This window comes from Streptomyces sp. NRRL S-337 (genome assembly GCF_000720175.1).
Classification (GTDB): Bacteria; Actinomycetota; Actinomycetes; order Streptomycetales; family Streptomycetaceae; genus Streptomyces; species Streptomyces siderophoricus.
The window spans coordinates 38,203-63,438 of the sequence record NZ_JOIX01000032.1 but is presented as its reverse complement, the minus strand read 5'-3'; the positions used below and the strand labels follow the sequence as shown (position 1 = coordinate 63,438).

The window sequence follows — 25,236 nt, the reverse complement described above, 5'->3', positions numbered from 1 at the left end:
TGACAGCAATACCTCGACTGCAACAACACGACCAACACACCACACACGAGAACAGAAGGAGAGCGGCGCATGGACAGCCATCGGCAGCACCGAGCGACGCTCGGAAACGGGAGAACGGCGCATGTATGACGTCCTGGTGGTCGGCTCGGCCAACGCGGATCTGACAGTCCGGGTCGAGCGACGACCCGGCGCGGGGGAGACCGTGCTCGGCACGGACCTGGTCGAATCGGCCGGCGGTAAGGGCGCCAACCAGGCGGCCGCCGCGGCCCGGATCGGCGGGCGCACCGCGCTGCTGGCCCGGGTCGGCGGCGACGCCTACGGTGAACTGCTGCTGCACGCCCAGCGTGAGGCGGGCACCGACGTCACGCCGGTGATCGTGGACGAGACGGCCCGCACCGGCACCGCGATGATCATCGTCGATCCGGACGGCGACAACAGCATCGTCGTTTCCCCGGGAGCCAACGCCGCCCTCACCCCGCAGGACGTGGCCACGGCGAAACACACCATCGCCGCCTCCGCAGTGGTCTCCCTCCAGCTGGAGATCCCCATGGAGTCCGTACGGGCCGCCGCGGCCACCGCCGAACAGGCCGGTACCCGCGTCGTCCTCAACCCCTCCCCGGCACCCGAGACGGCCCTTGCCCCCGAACTCCTCGCGGTGGCCGACCCGTTGGTGGTCAACGAGCACGAGGCCCGCCAGCTCTCCGGCCGCGCCGACGGCACCCCCGCCGAGTGGGCTCGGGCACTGCGCGACCAGGGCGCCCGCTCCGTCGTCGTCACCCTCGGCGGCGACGGCGCACTGGTCCTGGACGCCTCCGGAGCCACCGAGGTGCCCGGCGTACGAGTCAAGGCCGTGGACACCACCGGCGCCGGCGACGCCTTCACAGGTGCCCTGGCCACCCGCCTGGCCCGCGGCGACACCCTCCCCGAGGCCGCCCGCTTCGCCGTACGGGTCGGAGCCGCAGCGGTCACCAAGCCCGGCGCCCAGCCGTCCTACCCCACCCGTGCCGAACTGGAAGCCATGGTCCCGGAAACCGCCCAGGACGCGGGTGGCGGCAGCTAAGGCGAGTGCCGGCCTGAGGCCCCTGTCAGGCCGGCCTGCCGGCCTGAGGCGCCACCGTTCCCGGCCTTGCCGACCCGGGGCCACTGTCCCCGGCCTTGCCGGCGGTGAGGTCATCGTCCCCGGTGTTACCGGCGTGAGGTCATCGTCCCCGGCCTTGCCGGGGACGCCCCGGCCCCACCTCCCGGGGATGCAGGCCCGGGCGACCGACTGACACCTGCCCTCTCCCACCTCTCCTTGCTACCCCTCCTAGCTGCCCCTCCCTTGCTGCTTGTCCTTTGCCACCTCGCCTTTGCTACAACCCTTTGCTACCAACTCTCTGTCACCAACCCTTTGTCACCAATTCTTTCGCCCCTTCCTCCCTCAGCTCCTTCGGTCCGTACAGCGCACGGTCCGCGCCGGTCGCCACTGCCCAGTAGCGGTCGCCGTAGGACCAGTGCCACCACTCCGTCGGATAGTTGACCAGCCCGGCGGCGGTGAGCGCAGCGCTCACTATGCGGCGGTGCTCGCGCGCCGCGGGGGACAGGCCCGGCGCGGCCGTGTAGCAGGCACCGGCGCTCTCCTCCGGGGAGGCGTTGATCGGTGTCCCCATGTCGACCTCTTCGCCGTCGGCGGTGACGAGCGTGAGGTCCACCGCACCACCCGCGCTGTGCGGCGCTATCTCCGGCGGGGACACATACCGGCTGGCGGCCTCATGGATCCGCGCCCCGTCCCAGTCCGGGTGCGCGGCGCGCAGTTCGTCCGCGTACTCCTCGAAATAGCGTCGCTGGAGGCCCGGCGGGCGGTACCCCTCGACGAACTGCAGCCGCAGCCCGTCCGGCAACGCCCGCTGCGCTTCCCGCAGCCGCCGCAGCACACCCTCCCGCAAATACGCGAACGCACCCTGCCCGTCGCGCCGGTCCGCGGCCACCAGCAGGCCGGGCGCCGCGGTCCGTACGTCCACCAGCGGCTCACCGCACTCCTCGACCGGTATCGCCGCCACCGCCGGGTCCGACATCAGCGTGATCCGGTCACGGACGTCGCTCAGCACCAGCTCCGCACCGTCGCCCGGCACCGGCGCGGTCCACTCGGCGGCCGCCGCCACCCGCTCACCCGACGGCAGCCAGACTCCGCTCAGCCCGCAGGCCGGCTCGGGACTGCCGACCTCCGTCCCGTTGGCGAGCACGACGAGGAGTCCGTGCTCGCGCGCCATCTCGCCGTACCGCGCCACCCTCTCCGCCGAATCGTGGAAGGCGCTGGAGAGATACACCCGGCATCCGTCCGCCGCGGCCCGCGCCGGCACCTCGGGGAAGCTGTTGTCGAAGCACGTCGCCAGCGCGAACCGGATCCCGCCGAGGAAGAAGCGCCCCTCAGCGCTGCCCGGCGCGAAGACCTTGCTCTCGTCGTCGGACACATGGATCTTGTCGTAGCGGGTCAGCAGGGCACCGTCCGGTCCGTAGACGAACGAGGAGATCGTCGGCCGGCCACCTGGCTCCACGGCCCGGCCCGCAGCGTTCACCACCGCCGCCACCCCGCTCGCCCGGCAGGCGTCCCGGACCGGCGTCAGCCGGGCATCGTCGGGAGCGACCGTCAGCCGGTCCGGATCGGCCGCTATGAGTCGCAGGTCGTAGTGCGTCAGGGCGAGTTCGGAAAAGACCACCAGGCCGGCGCCACGGCTGGCGGCCTCGCCGATGAGCGCGGCCATCCGCGCGGCGTTGGCCTCGATATCCCCTGGCACGGGGGCGAACTGTGCGGCTGCGGTGATCATTCCCCCATGATGCCCGCCGCGGCCCCGACGCGTGCGGGCCTGTGGATAACTCTTCGCAGGCCCGGTCGCGCCGGCTTTCCGCACCCGCTCGCCCCCTCCTTCCGCTACGAGGTACCGGCCTCGGCGCCGCCCGCCGAGTCGGCCGCCACCGTCACGATTTCCCGCACCTGCTGGTTGATCGCCATCCGGTTCTGCACCAGGACCGGGTCGGTGACCTGCCCGTTCGCCGGATCCGTGTTGTCGGGACCGAACTCAAGGACCGGGGTGTGCAGATGCCCGCCCGGCAGCGCCGGACGCCCGACCGCATCCCGCAGCAGCGTCGCCCGATAGGCGATCTCGTTGGACAGATAGTCCCCACCGCCCCCGGCCCGGGCGGTCGACCCCGGAGTCGGCCCGTCCGGCCGCTCGACCGGCACCGTGCCGCCCGCCGGGATCTCCGTCACGGCGGTGTGATCGACCACCGGATAGGGCCCGGTACCGGCCGCTACGATCCGCGCGTACGGCAGGCTTGTGCTCGTCCACTGCGGTTGCGGCGTAACGGTCGGTACCCCGGGCGGAATCGGCACGGTCTCCGTACGCGATTCCCGCACATTGTCCGGATAGCCGCCCCGCCAGGCCCCGTTTGTCCGCTCCACGTCGAACCGCCCCGGTCGCCCCTGGCTGATAGTCGTGAACAGGTCCACCTGCCGCGGCCCGCGCCGGAAATACGGGGCCAGCGTGCGTTCCACCGTTCCCCGCGCGAAATCGGCCCACCGTACGGGGAAGACCGCGGCCTCGATCCGGGCCGGCTCACCCGACGCGGTCCGTATCGTCGTCCCGTCCAGCGCGAGTGCCGCCGCTCCCGACGGATTGCTCCGCCGCGGATCGGTATCCAGCTGGAACGGGTCGAACCCGGTCACCACGATCCGCAGCAGGTGCTTGCCCGCAGGCAGCTCGATCGAGTCCTGGCCCCGCGATCCACGCTCCAACGAGCCTAACAGTGCGTCCCGTTGAGCAGCGGACAGGTCAAAGCCCGGCCGCCACTGCCGCAGTTCCTTCGACATCCCCAACCGTGCCCAATACAGCGGCCGGTCGTCGTCCCGACTGAGGTCGCCCCCCGCGGGCCCGCGCCCCTGCGCCCGGTCCACGGCACGCCGCCACAACGCCCGCCCCTCCGCCTCCACATACCGCCTGGCCTGCGGATACGTGCTCATCCGCGCCAGTCCACGCACGAACTCCCGTGGCCACACGGCAAATCCACTGCGCCGCAGGATCTCCTGAGGGGCGGCCTGCGTCAGTCGGCCCTCCTCCACGGTGAGGTCCGTCGGCGTAGCCGTACTGGTGGCGGTTGTGGGTCTCGCGGAGGTTATGGGGGTTGTGGAGGTTATGGGGGCTATGGAGGTTAGGGAGGCTGAGGTGGTGGTGGCGACGACGGTGGCGGTGGTGGTGGGAGTGGTGGCGATCGTTGTGGGCGCCGGGGCTGCTGCGGCCGATGGGGTTGGAAGGGACAGCGGAACGACGGCTAAGAGTGCGACACCGAGCGTGCCCAGCCGAGCAGTTGAGCGCCCGGCGTACGCCATGCGTGAGGGGTTGAAGAGCGATCTCATGGGGTGAGTAAAGCGGGGGCCCGGGGCGCGACGGTAGAGGGCGCGTGCATGGCCCTGCGCGGCCACGGATAAGGTTTCCCGTCCGGTCCGGGTTCCGGTTCCCGTCCGGTCCGGGTTCCGGTTCCCGTACGGTTCGGTCCGGCTTCAGTCCTGGTTCGGTTCTGTCCGTCCGGTTCGGGTCCGGTCCGCTCCCGAGCGTCAAATTCCGTTCGGGGTACGGGTTTCGACTCAATGGCGGGCACCTGACCGGACTCGTTGCCGGACTCGTTGCCGGGCTCGTCACCGGGCTCGATTCCGGACGCGACACGACACGATGTCATGCCATGCGATGTCACCACGCGACATGGCATGGCATGCACCAGACATCCTTTCCACGAGACTCAGGGGGATCTCTGTGGCCACCCCGCCACCACCGCACGGCACACACCCGTACGCTCCGCCGCCGAGCCAGGCCGGCCCGAACCCGTACGGCCCACCGCCGGGTTACCCGACCCCGACGCAGACCTCGACACCCGCCCCAACCTCGACACCCGCCCCGGCCCCGGTCCCGGCCGCCCAAGCACCGCAAGCGTACGCGCACGCCCAGCAACCGCCGGCGCCCCAGCAGCACCCGCAGTACCCGCCTCACCAGTACTCACCCCTGCACCCACCCCACCAGCACCCGGGCCCGTATGCCCAGCCGTACGGCGTGGCCCCCGCCGCCCCCGGTTGCGTGTTCTGCGGTGCGCAGCCCGCCGTCCAGGCCACCGTGCGGGGGCATCAGGGCATCCTCTACGTCATGCGGTTCCTCAGCCGCAGCGGCATGTTCTGCCGTTCGTGCGGACTGGCCACCTACCGGGAGATGTCGGCGAAAACCCTGTGGCAGGGGTGGTGGAGCCCGCTCTCTGTGGCCATCACACCGCTCACTCTCCTGATGAACCTCGGCCCCCGGGCCCGCTTCCGCAAACTGGCACCTCCCATGGGCGGCTTCCGGCCCGCGCTCGATCCTGGCAAGCCGCTCACCCGCCGCCCCGAGGCGATGCTGTTCCTGGTGCCGATGGCGCTGCTCGCCCTGCTGCTGCCGGTGCTGTTCGTCATCGGCCTGCTCGCAGACGACCCGTACGACAGCTCGTCCACTACGGGAGGGGAGAAGGCACAGACCCTCCTCGTCGGTGACTGCGTACACAATGACGGCGACTGGCACGACCAGGACCTGCGGACACTGGACTGCGGATCGGCCGAGGCACAGTTCAAGGTGACCCGCACCCTCCACTCCTCGGGGGACCAGTGCGCCGACGGGGACTACCTGGCCGACACCAAGTACAGCTCGGACGGCATGACGACCTCCTGCCTCACCCCCCTCCGGTAGGCGTTCCGGCGTCCCCCCGCGTCCCCCCGCCCGCCGGCCCGCCCGTCACGTCCTCCGGCGGGTGCCTTCTCCGCCCCTCGTCCCGTGGCCCGTGCCGCCGCTCGTCCCGTGGCCTGTGCCGTCACTCGTCCCGTCGTTCGTCCCCTCGCCCTCCCCGCCCCGGAGCAACGCCACGAAGTCCCTGAACGCCGCGGGCATATCGACGTTCTCCGGGTCCAGCAGCCACTGCAGTTGGAGCCCGTCCATCACCGCGACCAGCAGCGGAGCCGCACGCTCCGGCGTCAGGCCGCCGGGCAGCCGCTCCCCGAACTCCGCCCGTAGCGCCGCCGCCATCGCCGCGCGTACGGTCCCGAAGCGGGACTCGAAGAAGGTGCGGGCCGGGTGGTCCTCGGTGACGCTGTCGGCAGCCAGGACGGTGTAGGTCTGGACGATGCCGGGGCGGGTGGCGTTGTAGTCGACGAGCTGAGCGAGGGTGTCGGTGCGCCAGGTGCCGGACGCGGCGGCGGACGAGGCCAGATCCCAACGGTCGCGCGCCTCCAGCACACCGACCAGCAGCAGTTCCTTGGTGGGGAAGTGGTGCAAGAGCCCCTGCTGGGTCAGCCCGGCACGCTCGGCGACGGCGGCCAGCGAGGTGCGGCGGTAACCCCGCTCGGCGATGAGTGCCATGGCGGCCTCCAGGATGGCCTCGCGCCGTTCCGCGCGCTGGGCCTCTCGTCCGCCCCCGCCCCGCCGCGGCCCCGTCCGAGCGTCGCGGGAGGCGCCCCGATCTCGTGCTGTCACCGGCCGAGCGTAACCCCGGAGTGGAGAACTCGTACGGGCAAGGTAACGGACAGGTCACAATGCCTACCGTTCAGGAGGTTGGGCGATCAGAATCCGGCCAGGAGATGCCACATGACGTCCCGGGCGGGCCAGTAGCTCCCACAGACCCGACAGGTCCCACAACCCAACAGCCTCAACAGCCCCGCCAGTCTTGCCAGCCCCAACAGGCCTACAAGCCCAACAGGCCTACAAGCCCAACAGGTCGAACAGGATCAACAGGTCGAACAGGATCAACAGCGAGACCGGAGAGCTGTATGACCGATGCCCAGCCAGACCGCCCGTCCCGCGACACCGCCCCCGTCCATGCCTCCACCCGTGCGGATGCACACGCCGAGATGCACGCCGACGACCACACGGAGGCATACGGCGAGATGCACCCCGGCGACCACGCGGAGGCATACGGCGGAATGCACCCCGACGAACACGAGGAAGCACTCGCAGGCGAACACGCCGCGGCCGTCGAACGGGCGCTCACCGCGCTCGACCTCGACACCAAGGTCCGCCTGCTGTCCGGTCAGGACATGTGGACCCTGCCGGCCGTCCCCGAGATCGGCCTGCGGTCGCTGGTGATGTCGGACGGCCCGATCGGCGTGCGCGGCCAGGAGTGGAGCGCCGAAGACCCCTCGGTCGCCCTGCCCAGCCCCACCGCGCTGGCCGCCACCTGGGACCCCGAACTCGCCCGCCGCGCCGGGCACCTGCTCGCCCAGGAGGCCCGCCGCAAGGGCGTGCACGTCCTCCTGGCGCCGACCGTCAATCTGCACCGCTCCCCATTGGGCGGCCGCCACTTCGAGTGCTACTCGGAAGACCCGCTTCTCACCGGCGCGATCGGCACCGGATACGTACGCGGGGTGCAGGAAGGCGGCGTCGCCACCACGGTCAAGCACTTCGTCGGCAACGACGCCGAGACCGACCGGCTCACCGTCGACAACCGCATCGCTCCCCGCCCGCTCCGCGAGCTGTACCTCGCGCCGTTCGAGCACATCGTCACCCACGCCCGCCCCTGGGGCATCATGACGGCGTACAACCAGGTCAACGGCTCGACGATGACCGAACACCGCTACCTCGTCCAGGAGGTCCTGCGCGGCGAATGGGGCTTCGACGGCTGCAACGTCTCCGACTGGACAGCCGCCCGTGACACCGTCCGGGCGCTGCGTGGTGGCCTGGACGTGGCGATGCCCGGCCCGCGTACCGTCTACGGCGCACCGCTCGCCGAAGCCGTCCGAGCCGGCGAGGTGGCCGAATGCGAGGTGGACGACGCGGTCCGCCGCGTACTCCTGCTCGCCGCTCGGACGGGATGCCTCGCGGGCGTACCAGCCGCCGTCGCCCCGGCCGACGTTCCCCAGTACGTCGACGGTCCCGCGATGGCCCGCGAGATCGCCCGACGCGCGTTCGTCCTGCTCCGCAACGAGCCGGTCGGCGGTGAACCGCTGGCCGACGCGCCGGTAGCGGACAAACCAGCAACCCAGGCTTCGGGGACCCATACGTCGGCGGCCCATACGTCGGCAACCCAGGCTTCGGCTATCCACGCGTCGGTAGCCGAGGAACCGGGAGCCCACGAAGCGGCAGCCCACGACCCGGAAGGACGTGAAGCGGCGGCCCACGAACCGGAAGGACGTGGAACGGCGGTGATCGGTGAGGCGGTGGGGGCCCAACCAGTGGGGGATGCCGCCCGCCGGGTACTACCCCTCGACGTAACGACGATCCGCTCCCTCGCCGTCATCGGAGCCACCGCGCGCGACGCCCGCGTCCTCGGCGGCGGATCCGCGACCGTCTTCCCCGACCGGATCGTCGCCCCGCTGGACGGACTACGCGCGGCCCTGCCCGACGACGTCGAGGTCACCTTCGCCGTCGGCGCCGACCCGCGCACCCGGATCCCACACGCCCGTGCAGGGTTCACCCTGCACGCCCGTTACCTCGACTCGAACGGCAACCTGCTGGCCGAGACTCCGCAGTTCGACGGGAAAGTGCAGGTGATGGGGCGCTTCCCCGCCGGCGTCACCCGGCACAACCTCAGTGCCGTCGAACTGACCGGCACCTACACCCCACACCTCGGCGGCGCCCACACCTTCGCCGTCGCCGGCACCGGCGCCCTCCGGCTGACCGTGGGCGGGACAGTCCTCTTCGACGACACCGTCACACCCGAGGGCAGCGACCCCTTCGAGGCGTTCATGAACCCCGTCGAGCAGAAGCTGACGGCGGAACTGGCAGCGGGGGAGCAGGTCGACGTCACCCTGCGGTTCGTACCGCGCAGCCTCGGGCCGGGAGAGGGGCTGGACGCGCTGAACTTCACCCTCGGCCACAACGCGCCGCAGCTCGACGCGGACGCCGAGATCGAGGAAGCGGTCCGCGCCGCGGCCGCCGCGGATGTCGCGGTCGTGGTCGTCGCCACGACCGAAGAGGTCGAGTCGGAGGGCTACGACCGAAGCGATCTACGTCTTCCCGGCCGCCAGGACGAGCTGGTCACCCGCGTCGCCGCGGTCAACCCGCGCACCGTCGTCGTGGTCAACTCCGGCTCCCCGGTGGAACTTCCCTGGCGCGAGCAGGTCGCCGCCGTCCTGCTGAGCTGGTTCCCCGGACAGGAGGCAGGTGCCGCACTCGCCGACGTCCTGCTCGGGATCCACGAGCCCGGCGGCCGGCTCCCCACCACCTGGCCGGCCCGCCTCGACGATGCCCCGGTCACCACCGTCACCCCCACCAACGGTCAACTCGCCTACTCCGAAGGCCCGTTCATCGGCTACCGCGCCTGGCAACGCTCCGCGTCGCTCCCCGCCCCCGCCTACCCCTTCGGCCACGGCCTCGGCTACACCGACTGGGAGTACGAGTCCCTGGACACCACCCCCGACTCGGTACGCGTACGCCTCCGCAACACAGGCCCCCGCCCCGGCCGCGAAATCATCCAGATCTACCTGGCCCCCGCCCTCACTCCCACCACCCCGAACAGTGCTGAGCCCGCCCCGACGGCGACCGCCCACGCCACCTCGCCCACCCTGAACGGCACCGATCCCGCCCCGTACACCGCCACGTCCGAGCCCGGCCCCGCCCCGACCGCAACCGCCGACGCCACCCCAAAGGCACCGGCACCCGAACGACCGGCCCGCTGGCTGGTCGGCTTCGCCGTCGTCGAGGCCGGCCCCGGTGAGAGCACCGAGGCCGAAATCCCGCTCCCGGACCGCGCCTTCGAGATCTGGGACGAGGAGGCGGGCCACTGGCGCCGAATCAAGGGCGTCTACACCGTCGAGGCAGCCCACAGCCTCACCGACCGCCGCCTCACAGCGGAGGTCACCGCCACCTGATAGCCGTGGTCACCGCCGGTTGATAGCGAGGTCACCGCCACCTGTCAGCCCAGGCCACCGCCACCTGACAGCCAGAGTCGGTCACCGCCGCCTGACTCAAGCCCCCGAGCCTGGGCCCCCGCGGAGCGCATCCACATCACGGCACCCGGATACAGCACGTCCATATCGCGGCACCCTGGCTACAGCGCATCCACATCACGGCAGTCCTGATACGCCCGTCCACAAACACGGCCCCCCGGCGCGCTGCACCCACTCGCCCTGCCGATGCAGCACCGCACACACGCACCGTTCGAGACCGCCGCCCTGCCAGGGGCCCGCATCGGCCCGAACCGAAGGGGGCTCCGAGAAGTGCGGCCGACAGGCGATGACAGTTGCCCACAAGTGACGACTGGTGCCCAGAGACGATGACAGGTGACAAGAGGTGCCGACGGATGGCGACGACCCGTGGGTGGGCGATGAGAAGGTGGGCGATGAGAAGACGGCGACCGCGACCGCGATCGGTCCTTAAGAGGTCTGCACCGACACATCGCCTCCGCTCGTGTGGGCCGTCACCTTGTGCGGGGAGCGCGGGTCCGTCGGTACGGAGACCTTGCTGGTGCCGCCGGCGGTTGTGGCCTTGACCGCGTAGCTTCCCTTCGGGAGGCGGACGGTGACGTCGCCTCCGCTGGTGCGGGCCGAGATGTCGTCGGGCATCGTGGTCAGCGTCAGGTCGACGTCTCCGCCGCTGGTTCTGGCCTGGGCTCTGCGGGCCGTGGAGTCCGCGATGGTGACGTCACCGCCGCTGGTCTCCGCGTCGATGGCGCCCGAGGTGCCGCGGACGGTGACATCCCCGCCGCTGGTGTGCAGATTGACGGAGGCATCGCGCGGCAGCAGCACGCGGAAGTCCACCTCGCACTTGCGGCCCATGCCGCAGTCCTCGGCCTTCAGGGTCAGCCGGCTGTCCTTGACGCTGTGGGCCGGGGTCGGCTTGCGGTCGTTGTAGCGGTACTTCTCCGTGACCTTCACCGAGCCGCCGGCCGCGACCGGGATCACCTCGATGTCCCCGCCATGGGTCGTCGCCGAGAGAGCAGTGATCTTTCCGTCCACGGTGTACGTGCGCTTCGCCTCTTTGGTCGGGCCGAAACCGGAGAGCGAGCAGCCGGCCACCAGCGCGGTCAATGCCGCACAGGACAGGACGAGATGAGGAGCGCGGAGGCGGGCCATGGTGATACGTCTCCCGAGACGAAGGAAAGGGGACCGAAGCGGTTCCGGACCGGGTGGGCCGGACACTGATCATCTTCGGGTATCGCGAATCGGGAATCGTCACCGCAGGGTATGACCTTTGGCATCACCGCACGGTATGAGAGGCCCCTAGGGGAGACGCCCCAGCGACGCCCCAGAACCCCTAAGGGGTGCCCCCTGGGGAGTCCCGCAACAGCCCCCGGCTCACGCCGCGCCCGCCTCCGCCGGGCGTACCGAGAAGCGGTACACGGTCTCCGAGTGGTAGACCTCGTTGGGGCGCAGGACGGTGCTGGGGTAGTCCGGGCGGTGGGGGGAGTCCGGGAAGTGTTGGGTCTCGAGGGCCAGGCCGGCCGCCGGTCCGTAGGGCAGGCCGGAGAAGCCGGTGAGGGAGCCGTCGAGGTGGTCGGCGGTGTAGAGCTGCAGACCGGGTTCTGTCGTGGCCAGCTCCAGGGCACGGCCGGAGGCCGGGTCGTACAGCTCCGCGACCGGGCGTGGGGTGGTGGTCACGCCGCCGTCCAGCACGAAGTTGTGGTCGTACGGGCCGCCCACTGCGCGGGCGGTCCGGAAGTCGAAGCGGGTGCCGGCGACCTCGGCCGGCGCGCCGGGCAGCGGAATGCCGGTGTCGTCGACGGGCGTGTAGCGGCTCGCGGCGAGCCGCAGCTCGTGCCCGGTGGCGCTGCCGCTGCCGTCCCCACCCAGGTGGAGATAGGTGTGGTTGGTGAGGTTCACGACGGTGGGGGCGTCGGTGTGCGCGTCGTAGGAGAGGTGCAGGGCGCCGCCGCGCGGGCCGGGGGAGAGGGTGTAGGCCACCCGCACGTCCAGGTTGCCGGGGAAGCCCTCCTCGCCGTCGGGGCTGACCCGGTGGAGCTCCACTCCGTTCTCGATCTGCCGCGCGTCCCACACCACTCGGGAGAAGTTGCGCGGCCCGCCGTGCAAGCTGTTGCGCCCGTCGTTCGCCGTCAGCGGGTACGTCCTGCCGTCGAGGGGGAAGGCGGCCCCGGCGACCCTGTTGGCGTAGCGGCCGACCAGCGCGCCGAAGTGGGAGCCGCCGTGGGCCACGTAGGAGGTCAGGTCGCGGAAGCCGAGCGCCAGCTGGCCGGACCTGCCGTCCCGGTCGGGAGCCTCGACGGTCTGGACGATGCCGCCGTACGTCAGGATCCGCACCCGTAGTGCGTCCGGGCCGGTGCCCGACTCCAGGGTCCAGCGGTCGACGCCGGTTCCGTCGTCCAGCATGCCGAAGGGTTCCCTGCTGACCTGCGTCTTCATGGGCATGAGCCTATGCCTGGTCGGGAGCCGATGCCTGGGGGAGGCGATCTGCCGCGCGCCCACGGGGCAACGCTGCCCACGCGCAGACCGTCCGCCCAACACGCCGAGCATCACCCGCCCAACACGCCGAACCCCACCCGCCCAAAGGTACGAGCCTGCCCAACGGACCCGCTGGACCGACCGCCCGCTGGCCGGCCCCGCTACCCCTGCCTGCGCGTGATCGTCCGGAACGCCAGTTCCGCCAGTTCCTTCTGGCCGCCGGCGCCCGGGTGGAACCAGTCCCAGGTGCTCAACTGGCGGCCGCTGAAGCGGTAGTCGAAGACAGCGGGGTCGAAGCGGCACAGCGGGTCCTTGCCGCAGACCTCGGCCAGCGCCGAGTTGTAGGCCATGACCCGCTCGCGCACCTTCTCCCGCCGGTCCTGGGCCGACTTCGTCAGGTCGTCCGGGTCCCGCAGCATCGAGCCGCAGATGCCGAGCTTCCAGACTTCCTTGCCGAGCGGGTTCTTGCGCCCCTCGGCCCACAGCCGCAACAGGTCGGGCACCGACGCGACATAGACCTGTGTGTGCGGCAGGGCGCGCCGCAGCGCCTTCAGGGAGCGCGTGAAGTCGGCGCGGAAGGAGGCGGTGGGGGTCATCGCCCCGACGTTGGGGCGGCAGGCGTCGTTGGCGCCGATCAGGACCGTGACCAGCTCGGGCTTCCGTACGGCCGCGGCGGCTACCTGGCCGGGCAGGTCGTTCATCAGGGCGCCGGCCCGGGCGAAGTTCCAGCTGTGGGTGGCGGGACGTTTCACCAGGCGTCTGGCGAGGCTGTCGACCTTGGGGTCGGTGCCGGTGGACCAGGAGACCTCGGGGCATTCGGAGAGGATGGTGCAGGCGTTGAAGCCGACGGTGATCGAGTCGCCGAGCGCCGCGATCGAGCCGGGGTGGGTGCGCCAGGCGGACGCCTGTTTCGCCTGCCGTCCGGCCGACGGGCTGGAGTGGGGACGGGCGCTGTCGCCGGCACTACAGGAAGCGAGGGCGAGCAGCAGGGTGAAGACGGCGGAGACGGCGGAGACAGCGGTGACGGTGCGTGTGCGACGTGCGCGACGACCGTGGCGACGGAGGCGAAAGGGCCGATCGATCTGGGTCATCCCCTGTCCCCTCCGGCGTGCGAGTGATATCTCTTCGGGTACCGACGGTACGTCACCCCCTCGTCCGGCACCGCGCGGTAGCTTTGCCCCGTGCCTGCCGGGCGGTGACCCAAAGTGGCACGTGCGGTCGGCACAGACAAATTACATGACGTCATTTCCTGTCCCTTTTGCGGCAAATTCCGCCTAATGGTGTTTACTGTAGGTCACCTCGCATGCTGGTGCCGAAGTGATCACTGGGGCAGAATGGCAACTGTCCCGGCCGCAACCGGAACGGGCACGAGGCCGCTGGGGAAGGCGAACCTCGAACCGCACTGGAGGTCCCGGTGACGACACGTGGAGTTCTGTACGTCCACTCCGCTCCGCGCGCGCTGTGCCCGCACGTCGAATGGGCCGTGGCGGGCGTCCTCGGGGTGCGCGTCAACCTCGACTGGATCCGACAGCCGGCGTCGCCGGGCACGTGGAGAGCCGAATTCTCCTGGCAGGGCGAGGCCGGTACGGCCTCCAAGCTTGCCTCCGCGCTGCGCGGCTGGCACCTGCTGCGCTTCGAGGTGACCGCGGAACCCTGCGCCACCGCTGAGGGTGAGCGTTACAGCTCCACCCCCGACCTGGGCATCTTCCACGCCGTCACGGGCATCCACGGCGACATCCTGATCCCCGAGGACCGGCTGCGCGCCGCCGTCGCCCGCTCCGCGCGCGGCGAGACCGAGCTGGCCGCCGAGGTCGCCAAGCTCCTCGGCAAGCCCTGGGACGACGAACTGGAGCCCTTCCGGTACGCCGGTGAGGGCGCCCCGGTGCGCTGGCTCCACCAGGTCGTATGAGGTGTCACCCGCCCGTGCGCTGCCTCCGCCAGGGCGTCTGACGTTTCCACCGCTGCGTCCGTAGGGCGACACACCGCCCCGGTTGCCCTGGAGTGCGCTCTAAGACTTAGCGTGCCCTCATGGCCGACAACAACTCTTCCGACACCCTGTCAGTAGCCGTCCTGGGCACCGGAATCATGGGCACGGCGATGGCCCGCAACCTCGCCCGGGCCGGGCTGGACGTCCGTGCGTGGAACCGTACCCGGGCCCGGGCCGAGCCGCTGGCGGCCGACGGGGTGCGGATCGCCGACACGCCCGCGGAGGCGGTGGGCGGCGTCGATGTGGTGCTCACCATGCTGCTCGACGGAAACGCCGTCCTCGACGCGGTGCGGCAGGCCGCCCCGGCGCTGCCCGACGGCGCCCTCTGGCTCCAGATGAGCACCGTGGGCGACGAGGCGGTCGACCCGCTCGCCCGTTTCGCCGACGACCATGGACTGCGGTTCGTCGACGCCCCCGTATTGGGCACCAAGGCACCTGCCGAGAAGGGGGAGTTGACGATTCTGGCGGCCGGCTCACCGGACGTGCGGGAGCGCGCCGAGCGGGTCTTCGGGATCGTCGGCAGCCGCACCCAGTGGGTGGGCGAGGACGGCGCGAGCGGGGCCGCCAGCCGGCTCAAACTGGTCGTCAACAACTGGGTGATGACCCTCATCACCGGCACGGGGGAGACCATGGCGCTGGCCAAGGGACTCGGTGTGGACCCGGGCGATGTGCTCGCGGCGGTCGCCGGCGGGGCGTTGGACGTGCCGTACCTGCGGATGAAGTCCGACCTCATCCTCTCCGGTGAGTACCCCGCGAGCTTCACCGTCTCCGCCGCCCGTAAGGACACCCGTCTGATCACCGAGGCCGCCCACCGGGCCGGCGTACGGGTGGACCTGACCGAGGCGGCCGCCGAGCGCTTCCGCCGGGCCGAGGCGCAGGGCCACGGCGACGAGGACGGCGCCGCGGCGTACTTCGCCAGCTTCGACGACTGAGAGCAGCGGACCGGGAAAGACGGAGGGCCCGCCCGGTGAACGTCACCGGGCGGGCCCTCCTACGCGTCTACCGGCGCGCCTCAGACCGTGCGGAAGGCGAGCACGACGTTGTGGCCGCCGAAGCCGAACGAGTCGTTCAGAGCTGCGATCGTGCCCTCGGCCGGCAGCTTGCGGGCCTCGCCGCGGACGATGTCCGCGTCGGCCTCCGGGTCGAGCTGGTCGATGTTGATCGTCGGCGGGGCGATGCGGTTCTTGAGCGCGAGGATCGTGGCCACCGTCTCGATGCCGCCCGCGCCGCCCAGGAGGTGGCCGGTCATCGACTTCGTGCTGGTGATGGCCATGTGATCGACGTCGTCACCGAACGCCTTGCGCAGCGCCCTGAGCTCACCGACGTCACCGGCCGGGGTCGACGTCGCGTGCGCGTTCACGTGCACGATCTCCGCCGGGTTGAGACCGGTGTTGTCGAGCAGGTTCGTCAGCGCCGCCGCGATGCCGTTGCCGGACGGCTCGGGCTGCGTGATGTGGTGTGCGTCGGCGGAGATGCCCTGGCCGATGGCCTCGGCGTAGATCGTGGCTCCGCGGGCCTTGGCGTGCTCCTCGGACTCCAGGATGATCACGCCGGCGCCCTCGCCGAGCACGAAGCCGTTGCGGTCGACGTCCCACGGGCGGGAGGCGCCCTGCGGGTCGTCGTTGTTCTTGGACATCGCCATCATGTTGCCGAACGCGACGATCGGCAGCGGGTGGATGGCGGCTTCCGTGCCACCGGCGACGACGACGTCGGCGCGGCCCGAGCGGATCATCTCGATGGCGTAGCCGATGGCCTCGGCGCCCGACGCGCACGCCGAGACCGGCGTGTGCACACCGGCGCGGGCGTTGAACTCGATGCCGACGTTGGCTGACGGCGAGTTCGGCATCAGCATCGGCACGGTGTGCGGGGAGACGCGGCGTACGCCCTTCTCCTTGAGCACGTCGTACTGGTCGAGCAGGGTCGTCACACCACCGATGCCGGAGGCGATGACGGCGCCCAGACGGTCGGGGTTGACCGACGTGTCCTCGCCCGCCTTGGCGGTGAAGCCCGCGTCCTTCCAGGCTTCCTGGGCCGCGACGAGCGCGAACTGCGCCGAGCGGTCCAGCTTGCGGGCCTGCGGCCGCGGGATGATCTCGGACGGCTCAACGGCGATCTGCCCGGCGATGCGGACGGGCAGCTCGGCGGCCCAGTCCTGGTCGAGGGTGCTCACGCCGGAGCGTCCGGCGAGCAGGGCCTCCCAGGTCGAAGCGCTGTCGCCACCCAGCGGTGTGGTTGCGCCGATACCGGTGACGACCACGGTGCGATTGGTCGTGTTCACGGGAATTCTTACTCCACGGGTAGAGGGGTCTGAATCGACGGCGCCACCGCGGGGTGGCGACATGCGCGGGAGCTGGATCAGCTCTGGTGCTTGAGGATGTAGTCGGTCGCGTCGCCGACGGTCTTGAGGTTCTTGACGTCGTCGTCCGGGATCTTCACGTCGAAGCGCTCTTCGGCGGCGACGACGACCTCGACCATGGACAGCGAGTCAACGTCCAGGTCGTCGGTGAAGGACTTGTCCACCTGGACGTCCTCGGTGGGGATCCCGGCGATCTCGTTCACGATCTCGGCGAGACCGGCAACGATCTCTTCCTGAGTGGCGGCCATGATGGCGCTCCTTCGGTCATTTTAAGGGGAAACTGCGTTACTTGCGGTGAAGATCCGTGCGGCGACCGGCACGTCCGGAGACGGACGGTGCTGCGCAGATCTTGCCTAGGGGAGGGTAACGACCGTCGCGGCGTACACGAGACCCGCCCCGAAGCCGATGACCAGCGCGGTGTCGCCGCTCTTGGCCTGTCCGGTCGCCAACAGCCGCTCCATGGCGAGCGGAATGGAGGCGGCCGAGGTGTTGCCGGTGGTCTCCACGTCGCGGGCGACCGTCACGCTCTCCGGCAGCTTCAGAGTCTTCACCATCGAGTCGATGATCCGCATGTTGGCCTGGTGCGGGATGAAGACGTCCAGGTCGTCCGGGCTGACTCCGGCCGCGTCCAGCGCCTGCTGGGCGACCTTCGCCATCTCGAACACCGCCCACCGGAAGACCGCTTGGCCCTCCTGGGTGATGGCGGGGTACCGGATCTCCTCCAGGGCGGGGCGCGCCTCGGGCCCGTCGCCTCCGGGGACCGGCGTGGAACGGTAGACGTCCCAGCCGAGGGTCTGCTTGATCGTTTCGGCCTTGTCGCCCTCCGAGCCCCAGACCGTCGGGCCGATCTCCGGCTCGTTGGCCGGGCCGACGACCACCGCGCCGGCTCCGTCACCGAACAGGAAGGCCGTCGCACGGTCCTCCAGGTCGGTCAGGTCCGACAGTCGCTCGACGCCGATGACCAGGACGTACTCCGCCGAACCCTCCGTCACCAGGCCCTTGGCGAGGGTCAGTCCGTAGCCGAAGCCCGCGCAGCCCGCCGAGATGTCGAAGGCGGCCGGCTTGCCGGCGCCGATGCGGTGCGCGATCTCGGTCGCGATCGCCGGGGTCTGCTTGAAGTGCGAGACGGTGGAGACGATCACGGCGCCGATCTGCTCGGGCGTGATGCCGGCGTCGGCGATGGCCTTGCCGGACGCCTCGACCGACATCTGCGCCACGGTCTCCTCGGGGCCCGCCCAGTGGCGGGTCGCGATGCCGGACCGCGAGCGGATCCACTCGTCGGACGAGTCGATGTGCTTGAGGATCTCGTCGTTGGGCACGACACGGGTCGGCCGGTAGCCGCCGACGCCCATGATCCGGGCGTACGGAGCGCCCTTGGAGGGCTTGATCTTCGAGGTCATGCGCTTCGGACTCCTATTCGACCGGTGCCGAGCCAGCTGCGGTGGCGGCGGACGCCTCGGCGATCAGCGTGCGGGCCGCGTCGAGGTCGTCGGGCGACTTGAGGGCGAGGGTCCGCACGCCGGGCAGGGCGCGCTTGGCCAGGCCGGTGAGCGTGCCGCCGGGGGCGGCCTCGATGAGCGCGGTGACGCCGAGCGCCTTGAAGGTCTCCATGCACAGGTCCCAGCGCACGGGGTTGGCCACCTGGCCGACCAGCCGCTGCACCAGTTCCTGGCCGGAGGAGACCAGCTGCCCGTCCTTGTTGGAGACGTAGCGGGTGTGCGGATCGGCGACCGACAGCGAAGCGGTCGCGGATTCCAGCGCGGAGACGGCGGGTGCCATGTGGTGAGTATGGAACGCGCCGGCCACCTTCAGCGGTACGACCCGGCGAGTGCCCTCCGGCTTGTTCTCGACCAGCGCGGCGATCTGCTCGGCGGTGCCGGCCGCGACGATCTGGCCGGCGCCGTTGACGTTCGCCGGGGTCAGGCCCAGTCGCTCCAGATGGGGGAGCACGACGGCCTCGTCGCCACCCAGGAGGGCGGCCATGCCGGTTTCGGTGACGGCGGCGGCCTCGGCCATCGCCAGGCCGCGGCGGCGTACCAGCCCCATCGCGGCCTCGTCGGAGAGCGTGCCGGTCAGCGCGGCGGCAGCGAGCTCACCGACGCTGTGGCCGGCCGCGGCACCGACCTTGGCGGAGAAGTCGTCGGCCGTCGCGAACAGCTGACGGGTGGAGATCAGAGCGGACGCCACCAGCAGCGGCTGCGCCACCGCGGTGTCGCGGATTTCCTCTTCGTCCGCCTTCGTGCCGTAGTGGACCAGGTCGAGGTCGATGGCGGCCGACCACTCACGGAGCCGGTCTTCGACACCGGGGAGGTCGAGCCATGGGGTCAGGAAGCCGGGCGTCTGGGCGCCTTGGCCGGGAGCGACGAGTACGAGCACCCTCACACTCTCTCTTGTGGGTGGTTCCGCCCGCCCGTGGGGACAAGGACGAAGAACCATCGGGGGAATTGTTGGTCTCCGACAAAAGTCTAGAGTTGCGCCTCACCGTCAGCCAGACGCCCCAGAATCAGCGCGATACGGAGGGTGAAGGCCGAGCGCACATCGGAGGGTGACCACCCGGTGACGTCCGTCACACGTCGCAGCCGATAGCGCACGGTGTTGGGATGGACGAACAGCATCCGGGCCGCGCCCTCCAGACTGCTCGCCTGCTCAAGATAGACGCTCAGCGTCTCCAGGAGCGCCGACCCGGCTTCCTCCAGTGGTCTGTAGATCTCCTCCACCAACTGCTCCCGCGCGACCGGGTCCGAGGCCATCGCACGTTCCGGAAGCAGATCGTCCGCGAGCACCGGGCGCGGTGCGTCCGGCCAGGCCGCGCACGCCCGCAGACCGGCCGCCGCGGCCTGCGCGGAACGGGTCGCCGCCAGGAGGTCGGAGACCACCGGGCCGGCCACCACGGGGCCGGCGGCATACGGGCCGATCAGCGCCTTCGCCGCCTTGAGCGGATTGTCCGAACCGCCCGCGATCACCACCAGGCGCGTGCCCAGCACCCCGGTCAGCACCTGCAGCTTGGCGTGCCGGGCGGCCCGCCGGATCGCCTCCACGGTCAGCTCGCTGTCGCCGTCCGGGGCGGTGCCCAGCACCACACACACGTGCTCGGGGGAGTTCCAGCCCAGCGCCGCCGCCCGGGAGACCGCGCCCTCGTCGGCCTCTCCGGAGAGCACCGCGTTGACCACCAGCGACTCCAGGCGGGCGTCCCAGGCGCCGCGGGCCTCGGCGGCCTGCGCGTACACCTGGGCGGTGGCGAAGGCGATCTCCCGGGCGTAGACCAGGAGCGCCTCGCGCAGCACGGACTCGTCGCCGGGGGCCGCGACCTCGTCGATCGCCGCCTCCATGACCTCGATGGTCGTCCGGACCATCTCCACGGTCTGGCGCAGCGTGATCGCCCGGGTCAGCTCGCGCGGCGCGGTGCCGAAGACGTCGGTGCTGATCGCCTGCGGGGTCTCCGGATGCCGGAACCACTCGGTGAACGCGGCGATACCGGCCTGGGCGACCAGGCCGATCCAGGAGCGGTTCTCCGGGGGCATCGCGCGGTACCACGGCAGCGTGGCGTCCATGCGGGCGATGGCCGCGGCCGCCAGCGTGCCGGAGGAATTCTCCAGGCGCCGGAGGGTCGCGGAGTGCGGGTGCGCGTCGCGCGATGCGGGTTCAGACACGGGACAAGCCTGCACTATCGGGGCGAGGAGGTGAGGGGGCGGGGCTACCGTGGGCCCATGATTCAGGTGCGCAGGGGCGAGGAACGCTATCGGGGCGGCGATCCGGAGGCCGGGATCGAGTCACTCCACGCATTCTCCTTCGGGCCCCACTTCGACCCGGACAATCTGCGCTTCGGTGCACTTATCGCCTGCAATGAGGAGCGGCTGGCGGCCGGTGCCGGCTTCGACGAGCATCCGCACCGTGACACCGAGATCGTGACCTGGGTGGTCGAAGGTGAGCTGACCCACCGCGACTCGGCCGGCCACGAGACCACCGTACGGCCCGGCGATCTCCAGCGGCTCAGCTCCGCCGGCGGCGTGCGGCACGTGGAGCGCAACGCGGGCGGGGCCCCGCTGCGCTTCGTCCAGATGTGGCTGGCCCCGCACGAATTCGGCGGAGAGCCGGCGTACGAGATCGTCCGCGGCATCGCCGACGGCACGCCGTACGCGGTCCAGCGGGCCGGCGCCCTGCTGCATGTGCGCCGCCTCACGGACGGCGAGCGCACCGCCGTCCCGGACGCGGAGCGGGTGTACGTGCACGTCGTGCGGGGAGCGGTCAGGATCGGTGGGCAGCGCCTGGAGGCGGGCGACGCGGCGCGGATCACGGACCGGACCGGGCTGGAGATGACGGCGCTGGCGGCCGCGGAGTGCCTGATGTGGGAGATGGGGCCGGAGTCGGTCCACGGGTGAGCGGGGCCGCGGCGGGGTCGGGCGAGCCGCGGCGGGCCGCGATTCCGCACGAGCCGCGGCGGGCGCGGTTCCGCTTCGTGGTCCTACGGGGACACGCGCCCGGCCACCGGCCGCGTCAGACCGCCCGCGCCAGCTCGTCCAGCACCGCGTCGGTCAGCGTCGGCCAGACCTCGATCGCCCAGGGCCCGAAGGCCCGGTCGGTCAGCGCCACACAGGCGGCCCCGGCCTCCGGGTCCACCCACAGGAACGTCCCGGACTGCCCGAAGTGCCCGTAGGTGCGGGGCGAGGACCCGGCGCCCGTCCAGTGCGGCGACTTGCCGTCGCGGATCTCGAAACCCAAGCCCCAGTCGTTCGGCTTCTGGTGGCCGTAGCCCGGCAGCACACCCGTCAGCCCGGGGAAGGCCACCTGCGTCGCCTCCGCGAGCGTCTGCAGTGCGAGCAGCCGCGGCGCCTGCAGTTCGGCCGCGAACCGGATCAGGTCGGCGACCGTGGAGACGCCGTCCTTGGCGGGCGAGCCGGGCAGTTCCGTCGCGGTCATGCCGAGCGGCGCCAGCACCGCCTCGTGCAGATACTGCGGGAAGGGGATGTCGGTCGCCTTGGCGATGTGGTCGCCCAGCACCTCGAAGCCGGTGTTGGAGTAGATCCGACGGGTGCCGGGGGCGGCCATCACACGCTGCTCGTCGAAGGCGAGCCCCGAGGTGTGCGCGAGCAGATGACGGACCGTGGAACCCTCCGGACCGGCCGGCTCGTCCAGCTCGACGGCGCCCTCCTCGACGGCCAGCAGGGCGGCGTACGCGGCCAGCGGCTTCGTCACCGACGCCAGCGGAAACCGCTGCTCCAAAGGGCCGTACGATCCGGCCACCGACCCGTCGGCTCGTACGACGGCGGCCGCAGCGGTGGGCACCGGCCAGTTCTCGATCATCCGCAGGCTCTGCATGCTCCGAGCCTAGCCTTCCCAAATTCAGGTCAAGTCTGCGCCCGATCCGCGCTTGCTTGGAGTGCGCTCGAACTCTCTAGCGTTGAAGACGTCGCAAGGCATCCGGCGTGAAGCCGCGAGGTCCGCGGCGAAGTCGAGAGCAATCCGGCGAAACAGGGGAGACGGGGCATGACGGTCACGCAGAGCGAACCGGTGACGAGCGGCCTGGCAGCGACCGCCGAACGGCCGGTGAAGGTCCGCAACTGCGGCCCCCCGCCGCTCCCGCACCCCAAGCCCACCGGCCAGGACCGGTACACGATCAGCGAGGTCTCGGAGCACACCGGGCTCAGCGCCCACACCCTCCGCTGGTACGAGCGGATAGGCCTGATGCCGCACGTGAACCGTACGCACACCGGGCAGCGCCGGTTCAGCAACCGCGATCTGGACTGGCTGAGCCTGGTCACCAAGCTGCGGCTGACCGGCATGCCGGTCGCCGACATGGTCCGCTACGCCGAACTTGTCCGGCAGGGCGAGAGCACCTTCGCCGAGCGTGAGCAGTTGCTGACCGCGCACCGCGAGGACGTGCGGCAGCGCATCACGGAGCTGCAGAGCACGCTGGACGTACTCGACTACAAGATCGACATCTACGCCGACGCCCGGCGGGCGTCCGAGAGGTTCTGAGGTTTCATGGGTAGCGAGAAGATCGAGACGGTCGAGCTGGGCACCGGCGGCCCCCGCGTCGGAGTGCAGGGCCTCGGCTGTATGGGCATGAGTTTCGCCTACGGGCCCACGGACGCCGACGAGGCACGGGCCACCCTGGAGCGCGCGCTGGAGCTGGGCGTGACGCTCTACGACACCGCCGACATGTACGGCAGCGGGGAGAACGAGAAGTTCATCGCCCCCTTCATCCAGGCGCACCGCGACGAGGTCGTCCTGGCCACCAAGTTCGCCATCTCCCCCGACCCGGACGCCCCGGACGACCCGTACCGGCGCATCATCCGCAACGACCGCGCCTACATCCGCCAGGCCGTCGAAGGCAGCCTCAAGCGGCTGGGCGTCGACGAGATCGACCTCTACTACATGCACCGCCGCAACCCGGACGTCCCCCTGGAGGAGTCGATCGGGGCGATGGCCGAACTGGTCACCGAGGGCAAGGTCAAGCACCTGGGACTGAGCGAGGTGACCGGCACCGAACTGCGCGCGGCGCACGCCATCCACCCGATCGCGGCCGTCCAGTCCGAGTGGTCCCTCTTCAGCCGGGACATCGAGTCCGGCGTGGTGCCCGCCGCGGCCGAGCTCGGCGTCGGCCTGGTGCCCTACTCGCCGCTCGGCCGCGGCTTCCTGACCGGCGCGTTCGTGCACGCCGACCAGGAGCTCAGCACGGACGACTTCCGTCGTACCCAGCCGCGCTTCACCGGCGACAACGCGGCCGCCAACGCCGCACTGCTGGAACCGGTCCGGACGGTCGCCGACTCCCACGACGCCACGCTCGGGCAGATCGCCCTGGCCTGGGTGCAGCAGCAGGCCGCCGTGCACGGCCTGGCCGTCGTCCCGATCCCCGGCACCCGCAAGCGCCACCGGGTCGAGGAGAACACCGCCGCCACCCGCATCCGGCTCACCCACGAGGAACTGGCCCTCCTGGAGCCGATCGCCGACAAGGTGGCGGGCGAGCGCTACGCGGACATGACGCACACGTCGGCGGGGCGGGAGTAGCCCGCGGGCTGGGGGTGGGCCGATCACGGGGTGTCCTGCTTGGGCGTCGGTCCGGGGCCGCCCGGGTGGCCCGGGCCGTCCGGGGGCTCGGATGGGCCGGGTGGCTCGACGGGCATGCCCCGGGCTGCCGAGGCCTGGGCCGCTGCGCCCGGGCTGCTGCGCCCCGGCCCTACGCCAGCCCCAGCGCGAACGCCGCGAACGCGGTAGCCAGGACCGCGGCGAGGCCGCGGCGGGCACGGGTGACATCCGTCCAAGGGGCCTCGAAACGGCGGGTGCTGCGGGCGATCAGCAGCAGGGCGACGGCGAAGACCGGCAGCCAGGCGAGCCGGACGAGGATCCACCCCGGCGTGACGGGCGCGACGGTCAGACCGGGCACCGCTCCGAGGAAGGACGCGGGCACCGCCGCGGACAGCATCGCCGTCTGGTGCCAGCACAGGATCGTCATCGCCGACAGGTTGATGACCACGACCGGCGCCCACAGCGCGGGCCGGCGCAGAAGGCGGGCGATCCGGTCCCGGAGCAGGATCGCTGCACCGGACTGGGCCGCCGCCAGCGCCAGGACCAGCAGCGACGGCGGATGCGAGTTCGTACGGTCCTGGCCGGGGACGCCCACCATGCTCGCCGGGTAGTGGAAGAACAGCAGCAGTGCCGCGAACAGAGCCGCCCCGCCGAACAGGAGCGTCCAGGCGGCCCGCCGGCCGAGCCGCCGCTCGCCCCAGGAGACGCCCAGCTGATAGGCGAACATCCACCCGGGGACCAGATTCAGCAGGCTCAGCCAGGACGGCATGGCGTCGGCGAACGGCCCGTAGCGCAGGAAGTCCACCGCCGCCACGGCCACCAGCAGCGGCGCGGCAGCCCAGGCGCCCATACGGCTCGCCGCGCGGACGCAGTACGGCGTCAGCGTGGTGATCGCCGCGTACACGCCGACGAACCACAGTGGCTGGATGACCAGCGTCGCGCCCGTCCGCAGGGTCGCATCCGGTACGCCCACGCTGTAGAGCAGCGGCAGCAGCGCCGCCCATACGGCCGTGACGCCGAGCACCGGCCGGCCAAGTCTGATGAGCCGTCCGCGCAGCCAACCGCCCACGGACTCGTCGCGCCCGAGGGCGCGCCGGTAGGACAGCACCGAGGCGTAGCCGCCGACCAGGAAGAAGATGCCGAGCATCTGCAGCACCCAACTGGCGGGCGCGAGTAAGCCCAAGGCGGTCAGCGGACTGGCGTTGTGCAGCGCACCCTCGGCGTCCAGGGTGAAGCCACCGAGCAGCCAGTGGCCGGTGGGTACCGCGAGCAGCGCGAGCGCCCGCAGCCCGTCGATCGCCCGGTCCCGCTCCGCGGGGGTACGCGCCTCGATCGCGCGGACGGCTGAGCGGACTGTGGATGTGGTTTTCATGGGGATCCTTGGCCTCTGCGTCCTGAAGGTGGGTGATGCAGGGAGGTGCAGGGAGGTGGAGGGGTACGGGGCGACCATGCGGTGACGTGCCGCGTGGTGACATGCCGCGCCCCGCTTGT

Annotated in this window: 23 protein-coding genes; 9 read left to right on the top strand and 14 right to left on the bottom strand. The window is 71.2% G+C overall.

The genetic code is table 11. The features are described from left to right. The first annotated feature begins 121 nt into the window (after positions 1-121). On the top strand, positions 122-1,060 hold the full coding sequence (gene rbsK / locus IG62_RS0122650; protein ID WP_030806153.1) for a ribokinase: 939 nt from the start codon (positions 122-124) through the stop codon (positions 1,058-1,060). Between the two features lie 319 nt (positions 1,061-1,379). On the opposite strand, the gene IG62_RS44995 is transcribed toward rbsK, so the two are convergent. After that, positions 1,380-2,804, bottom strand: coding sequence for a nitrilase-related carbon-nitrogen hydrolase (locus tag IG62_RS44995; protein WP_078872162.1), 1,425 nt, complete (start codon positions 2,802-2,804; stop codon positions 1,380-1,382). A gap of 104 nt (positions 2,805-2,908) precedes the next feature. Then, complete coding sequence (locus IG62_RS0122640; RefSeq protein WP_051798435.1) at positions 2,909-4,180, bottom strand: pyroglutamyl peptidase; 1,272 nt, start codon at positions 4,178-4,180, stop codon at positions 2,909-2,911. On the opposite strand from IG62_RS0122640, the gene IG62_RS47890 reads away from it, so the two are divergent. Then, a complete protein-coding gene (locus IG62_RS47890; protein ID WP_199812515.1) occupies positions 4,134-4,397 on the top strand; it encodes a hypothetical protein in 264 nt (87 codons plus the stop codon). The two genes, IG62_RS0122640 and IG62_RS47890, sit on opposite strands and share 47 nt — an antisense overlap. 627 nt (positions 4,398-5,024) lie before the next feature. On the opposite strand, the gene IG62_RS49610 is transcribed toward IG62_RS47890, so the two are convergent. Beyond that, on the bottom strand, positions 5,025-5,150 hold the full coding sequence (locus IG62_RS49610; protein ID WP_267887899.1) for a hypothetical protein: 126 nt from the start codon (positions 5,148-5,150) through the stop codon (positions 5,025-5,027). Positions 5,151-5,168: 18 nt separating this feature from the next. On the opposite strand from IG62_RS49610, the gene IG62_RS48920 reads away from it, so the two are divergent. Then, on the top strand, positions 5,169-5,738 hold the full coding sequence (locus tag IG62_RS48920) for an LppU/SCO3897 family protein (protein ID WP_234326689.1): 570 nt from the start codon (positions 5,169-5,171) through the stop codon (positions 5,736-5,738). A gap of 45 nt (positions 5,739-5,783) precedes the next feature. On the opposite strand, the gene IG62_RS0122630 is transcribed toward IG62_RS48920, so the two are convergent. Next, positions 5,784-6,404: a TetR/AcrR family transcriptional regulator gene (locus IG62_RS0122630; protein ID WP_078872161.1), complete on the bottom strand. Its 621-nt coding sequence runs from the start codon at positions 6,402-6,404 to the stop codon at positions 5,784-5,786. A gap of 560 nt (positions 6,405-6,964) precedes the next feature. Here IG62_RS0122630 and IG62_RS48915 point away from each other — a divergent pair. Beyond that, on the top strand, positions 6,965-9,850 hold the full coding sequence (locus tag IG62_RS48915; RefSeq protein WP_037839026.1) for a beta-glucosidase family protein: 2,886 nt from the start codon (positions 6,965-6,967) through the stop codon (positions 9,848-9,850). Between the two features lie 504 nt (positions 9,851-10,354). Here IG62_RS48915 and IG62_RS0122620 read toward each other — a convergent pair. The 3 genes from IG62_RS0122620 to IG62_RS0122610 form a co-directional block, all read right to left on the bottom strand. After that, on the bottom strand, positions 10,355-11,053 hold the full coding sequence (locus tag IG62_RS0122620; RefSeq protein ID WP_030806136.1) for a DUF4097 family beta strand repeat-containing protein: 699 nt from the start codon (positions 11,051-11,053) through the stop codon (positions 10,355-10,357). Between the two features lie 222 nt (positions 11,054-11,275). Further along, positions 11,276-12,337 carry an aldose epimerase family protein gene (locus IG62_RS0122615; protein ID WP_030806133.1) on the bottom strand — a complete coding sequence of 354 codons (1,062 nt, stop codon included), beginning with the start codon at positions 12,335-12,337 and terminating at the stop codon, positions 11,276-11,278. 200 nt (positions 12,338-12,537) lie between these two features. Further along, the gene (locus tag IG62_RS0122610) at positions 12,538-13,467 is read right to left on the bottom strand and encodes an SGNH/GDSL hydrolase family protein (RefSeq protein WP_030806130.1); all 930 of its coding nucleotides are present in this window, start codon (positions 13,465-13,467) and stop codon (positions 12,538-12,540) included. A gap of 323 nt (positions 13,468-13,790) precedes the next feature. Here IG62_RS0122610 and IG62_RS0122605 point away from each other — a divergent pair, with 323 nt between their 5' ends. Together IG62_RS0122605 and IG62_RS0122600 are read left to right on the top strand one after the other, a co-directional pair. Beyond that, entirely contained in the window at positions 13,791-14,285 is a 495-nt protein-coding gene (locus tag IG62_RS0122605) for a DUF3145 domain-containing protein (protein WP_030414591.1), read from the top strand. Between the two features lie 119 nt (positions 14,286-14,404). Further along, positions 14,405-15,295, top strand: a complete 891-nt coding sequence (locus IG62_RS0122600) for an NAD(P)-dependent oxidoreductase (protein WP_030806128.1) — start codon at positions 14,405-14,407, stop codon at positions 15,293-15,295. Between the two features lie 80 nt (positions 15,296-15,375). On the opposite strand, the gene fabF is transcribed toward IG62_RS0122600, so the two are convergent. From fabF to IG62_RS0122575, 5 genes are all read right to left on the bottom strand, one after another. Beyond that, positions 15,376-16,641, bottom strand: coding sequence for a beta-ketoacyl-ACP synthase II (gene fabF, locus IG62_RS0122595; protein ID WP_030806125.1), 1,266 nt, complete (start codon positions 16,639-16,641; stop codon positions 15,376-15,378). Between the two features lie 77 nt (positions 16,642-16,718). After that, the gene (locus IG62_RS0122590; protein ID WP_006605825.1) at positions 16,719-16,967 is read right to left on the bottom strand and encodes an acyl carrier protein; all 249 of its coding nucleotides are present in this window, start codon (positions 16,965-16,967) and stop codon (positions 16,719-16,721) included. A gap of 105 nt (positions 16,968-17,072) precedes the next feature. Further along, on the bottom strand, positions 17,073-18,119 hold the full coding sequence (locus IG62_RS0122585; RefSeq protein WP_030806121.1) for a ketoacyl-ACP synthase III: 1,047 nt from the start codon (positions 18,117-18,119) through the stop codon (positions 17,073-17,075). A 13-nt stretch (positions 18,120-18,132) separates the two neighbouring features. Beyond that, positions 18,133-19,095 (bottom strand): ACP S-malonyltransferase, encoded by a 963-nt coding sequence (locus tag IG62_RS0122580; protein WP_030806117.1) that lies wholly within the window; start codon positions 19,093-19,095, stop codon positions 18,133-18,135. 89 nt (positions 19,096-19,184) lie between these two features. Next, positions 19,185-20,369 carry a PucR family transcriptional regulator gene (locus IG62_RS0122575; RefSeq protein WP_030806114.1) on the bottom strand — a complete coding sequence of 395 codons (1,185 nt, stop codon included), beginning with the start codon at positions 20,367-20,369 and terminating at the stop codon, positions 19,185-19,187. Positions 20,370-20,426: 57 nt separating this feature from the next. On the opposite strand from IG62_RS0122575, the gene IG62_RS0122570 reads away from it, so the two are divergent. Next, the gene (locus tag IG62_RS0122570; protein WP_030806111.1) at positions 20,427-21,098 is read left to right on the top strand and encodes a pirin family protein; all 672 of its coding nucleotides are present in this window, start codon (positions 20,427-20,429) and stop codon (positions 21,096-21,098) included. Positions 21,099-21,213: 115 nt separating this feature from the next. Here IG62_RS0122570 and IG62_RS0122565 read toward each other — a convergent pair whose 3' ends face one another. Then, complete coding sequence (locus tag IG62_RS0122565; protein WP_199812512.1) at positions 21,214-22,035, bottom strand: serine hydrolase domain-containing protein; 822 nt, start codon at positions 22,033-22,035, stop codon at positions 21,214-21,216. Between the two features lie 168 nt (positions 22,036-22,203). Here IG62_RS0122565 and IG62_RS0122560 point away from each other — a divergent pair, with 168 nt between their 5' ends. Both IG62_RS0122560 and IG62_RS0122555 read left to right on the top strand, forming a co-directional pair. After that, positions 22,204-22,695 (top strand): MerR family transcriptional regulator, encoded by a 492-nt coding sequence (locus IG62_RS0122560; protein ID WP_030806105.1) that lies wholly within the window; start codon positions 22,204-22,206, stop codon positions 22,693-22,695. Between the two features lie 6 nt (positions 22,696-22,701). Next, on the top strand, positions 22,702-23,727 hold the full coding sequence (locus IG62_RS0122555; RefSeq protein WP_030806102.1) for an aldo/keto reductase: 1,026 nt from the start codon (positions 22,702-22,704) through the stop codon (positions 23,725-23,727). A 169-nt stretch (positions 23,728-23,896) separates the two neighbouring features. On the opposite strand, the gene IG62_RS0122550 is transcribed toward IG62_RS0122555, so the two are convergent. After that, positions 23,897-25,117 (bottom strand): acyltransferase family protein, encoded by a 1,221-nt coding sequence (locus tag IG62_RS0122550; RefSeq protein ID WP_030806099.1) that lies wholly within the window; start codon positions 25,115-25,117, stop codon positions 23,897-23,899. Between the last annotated feature and the right edge of the window lie 119 nt (positions 25,118-25,236).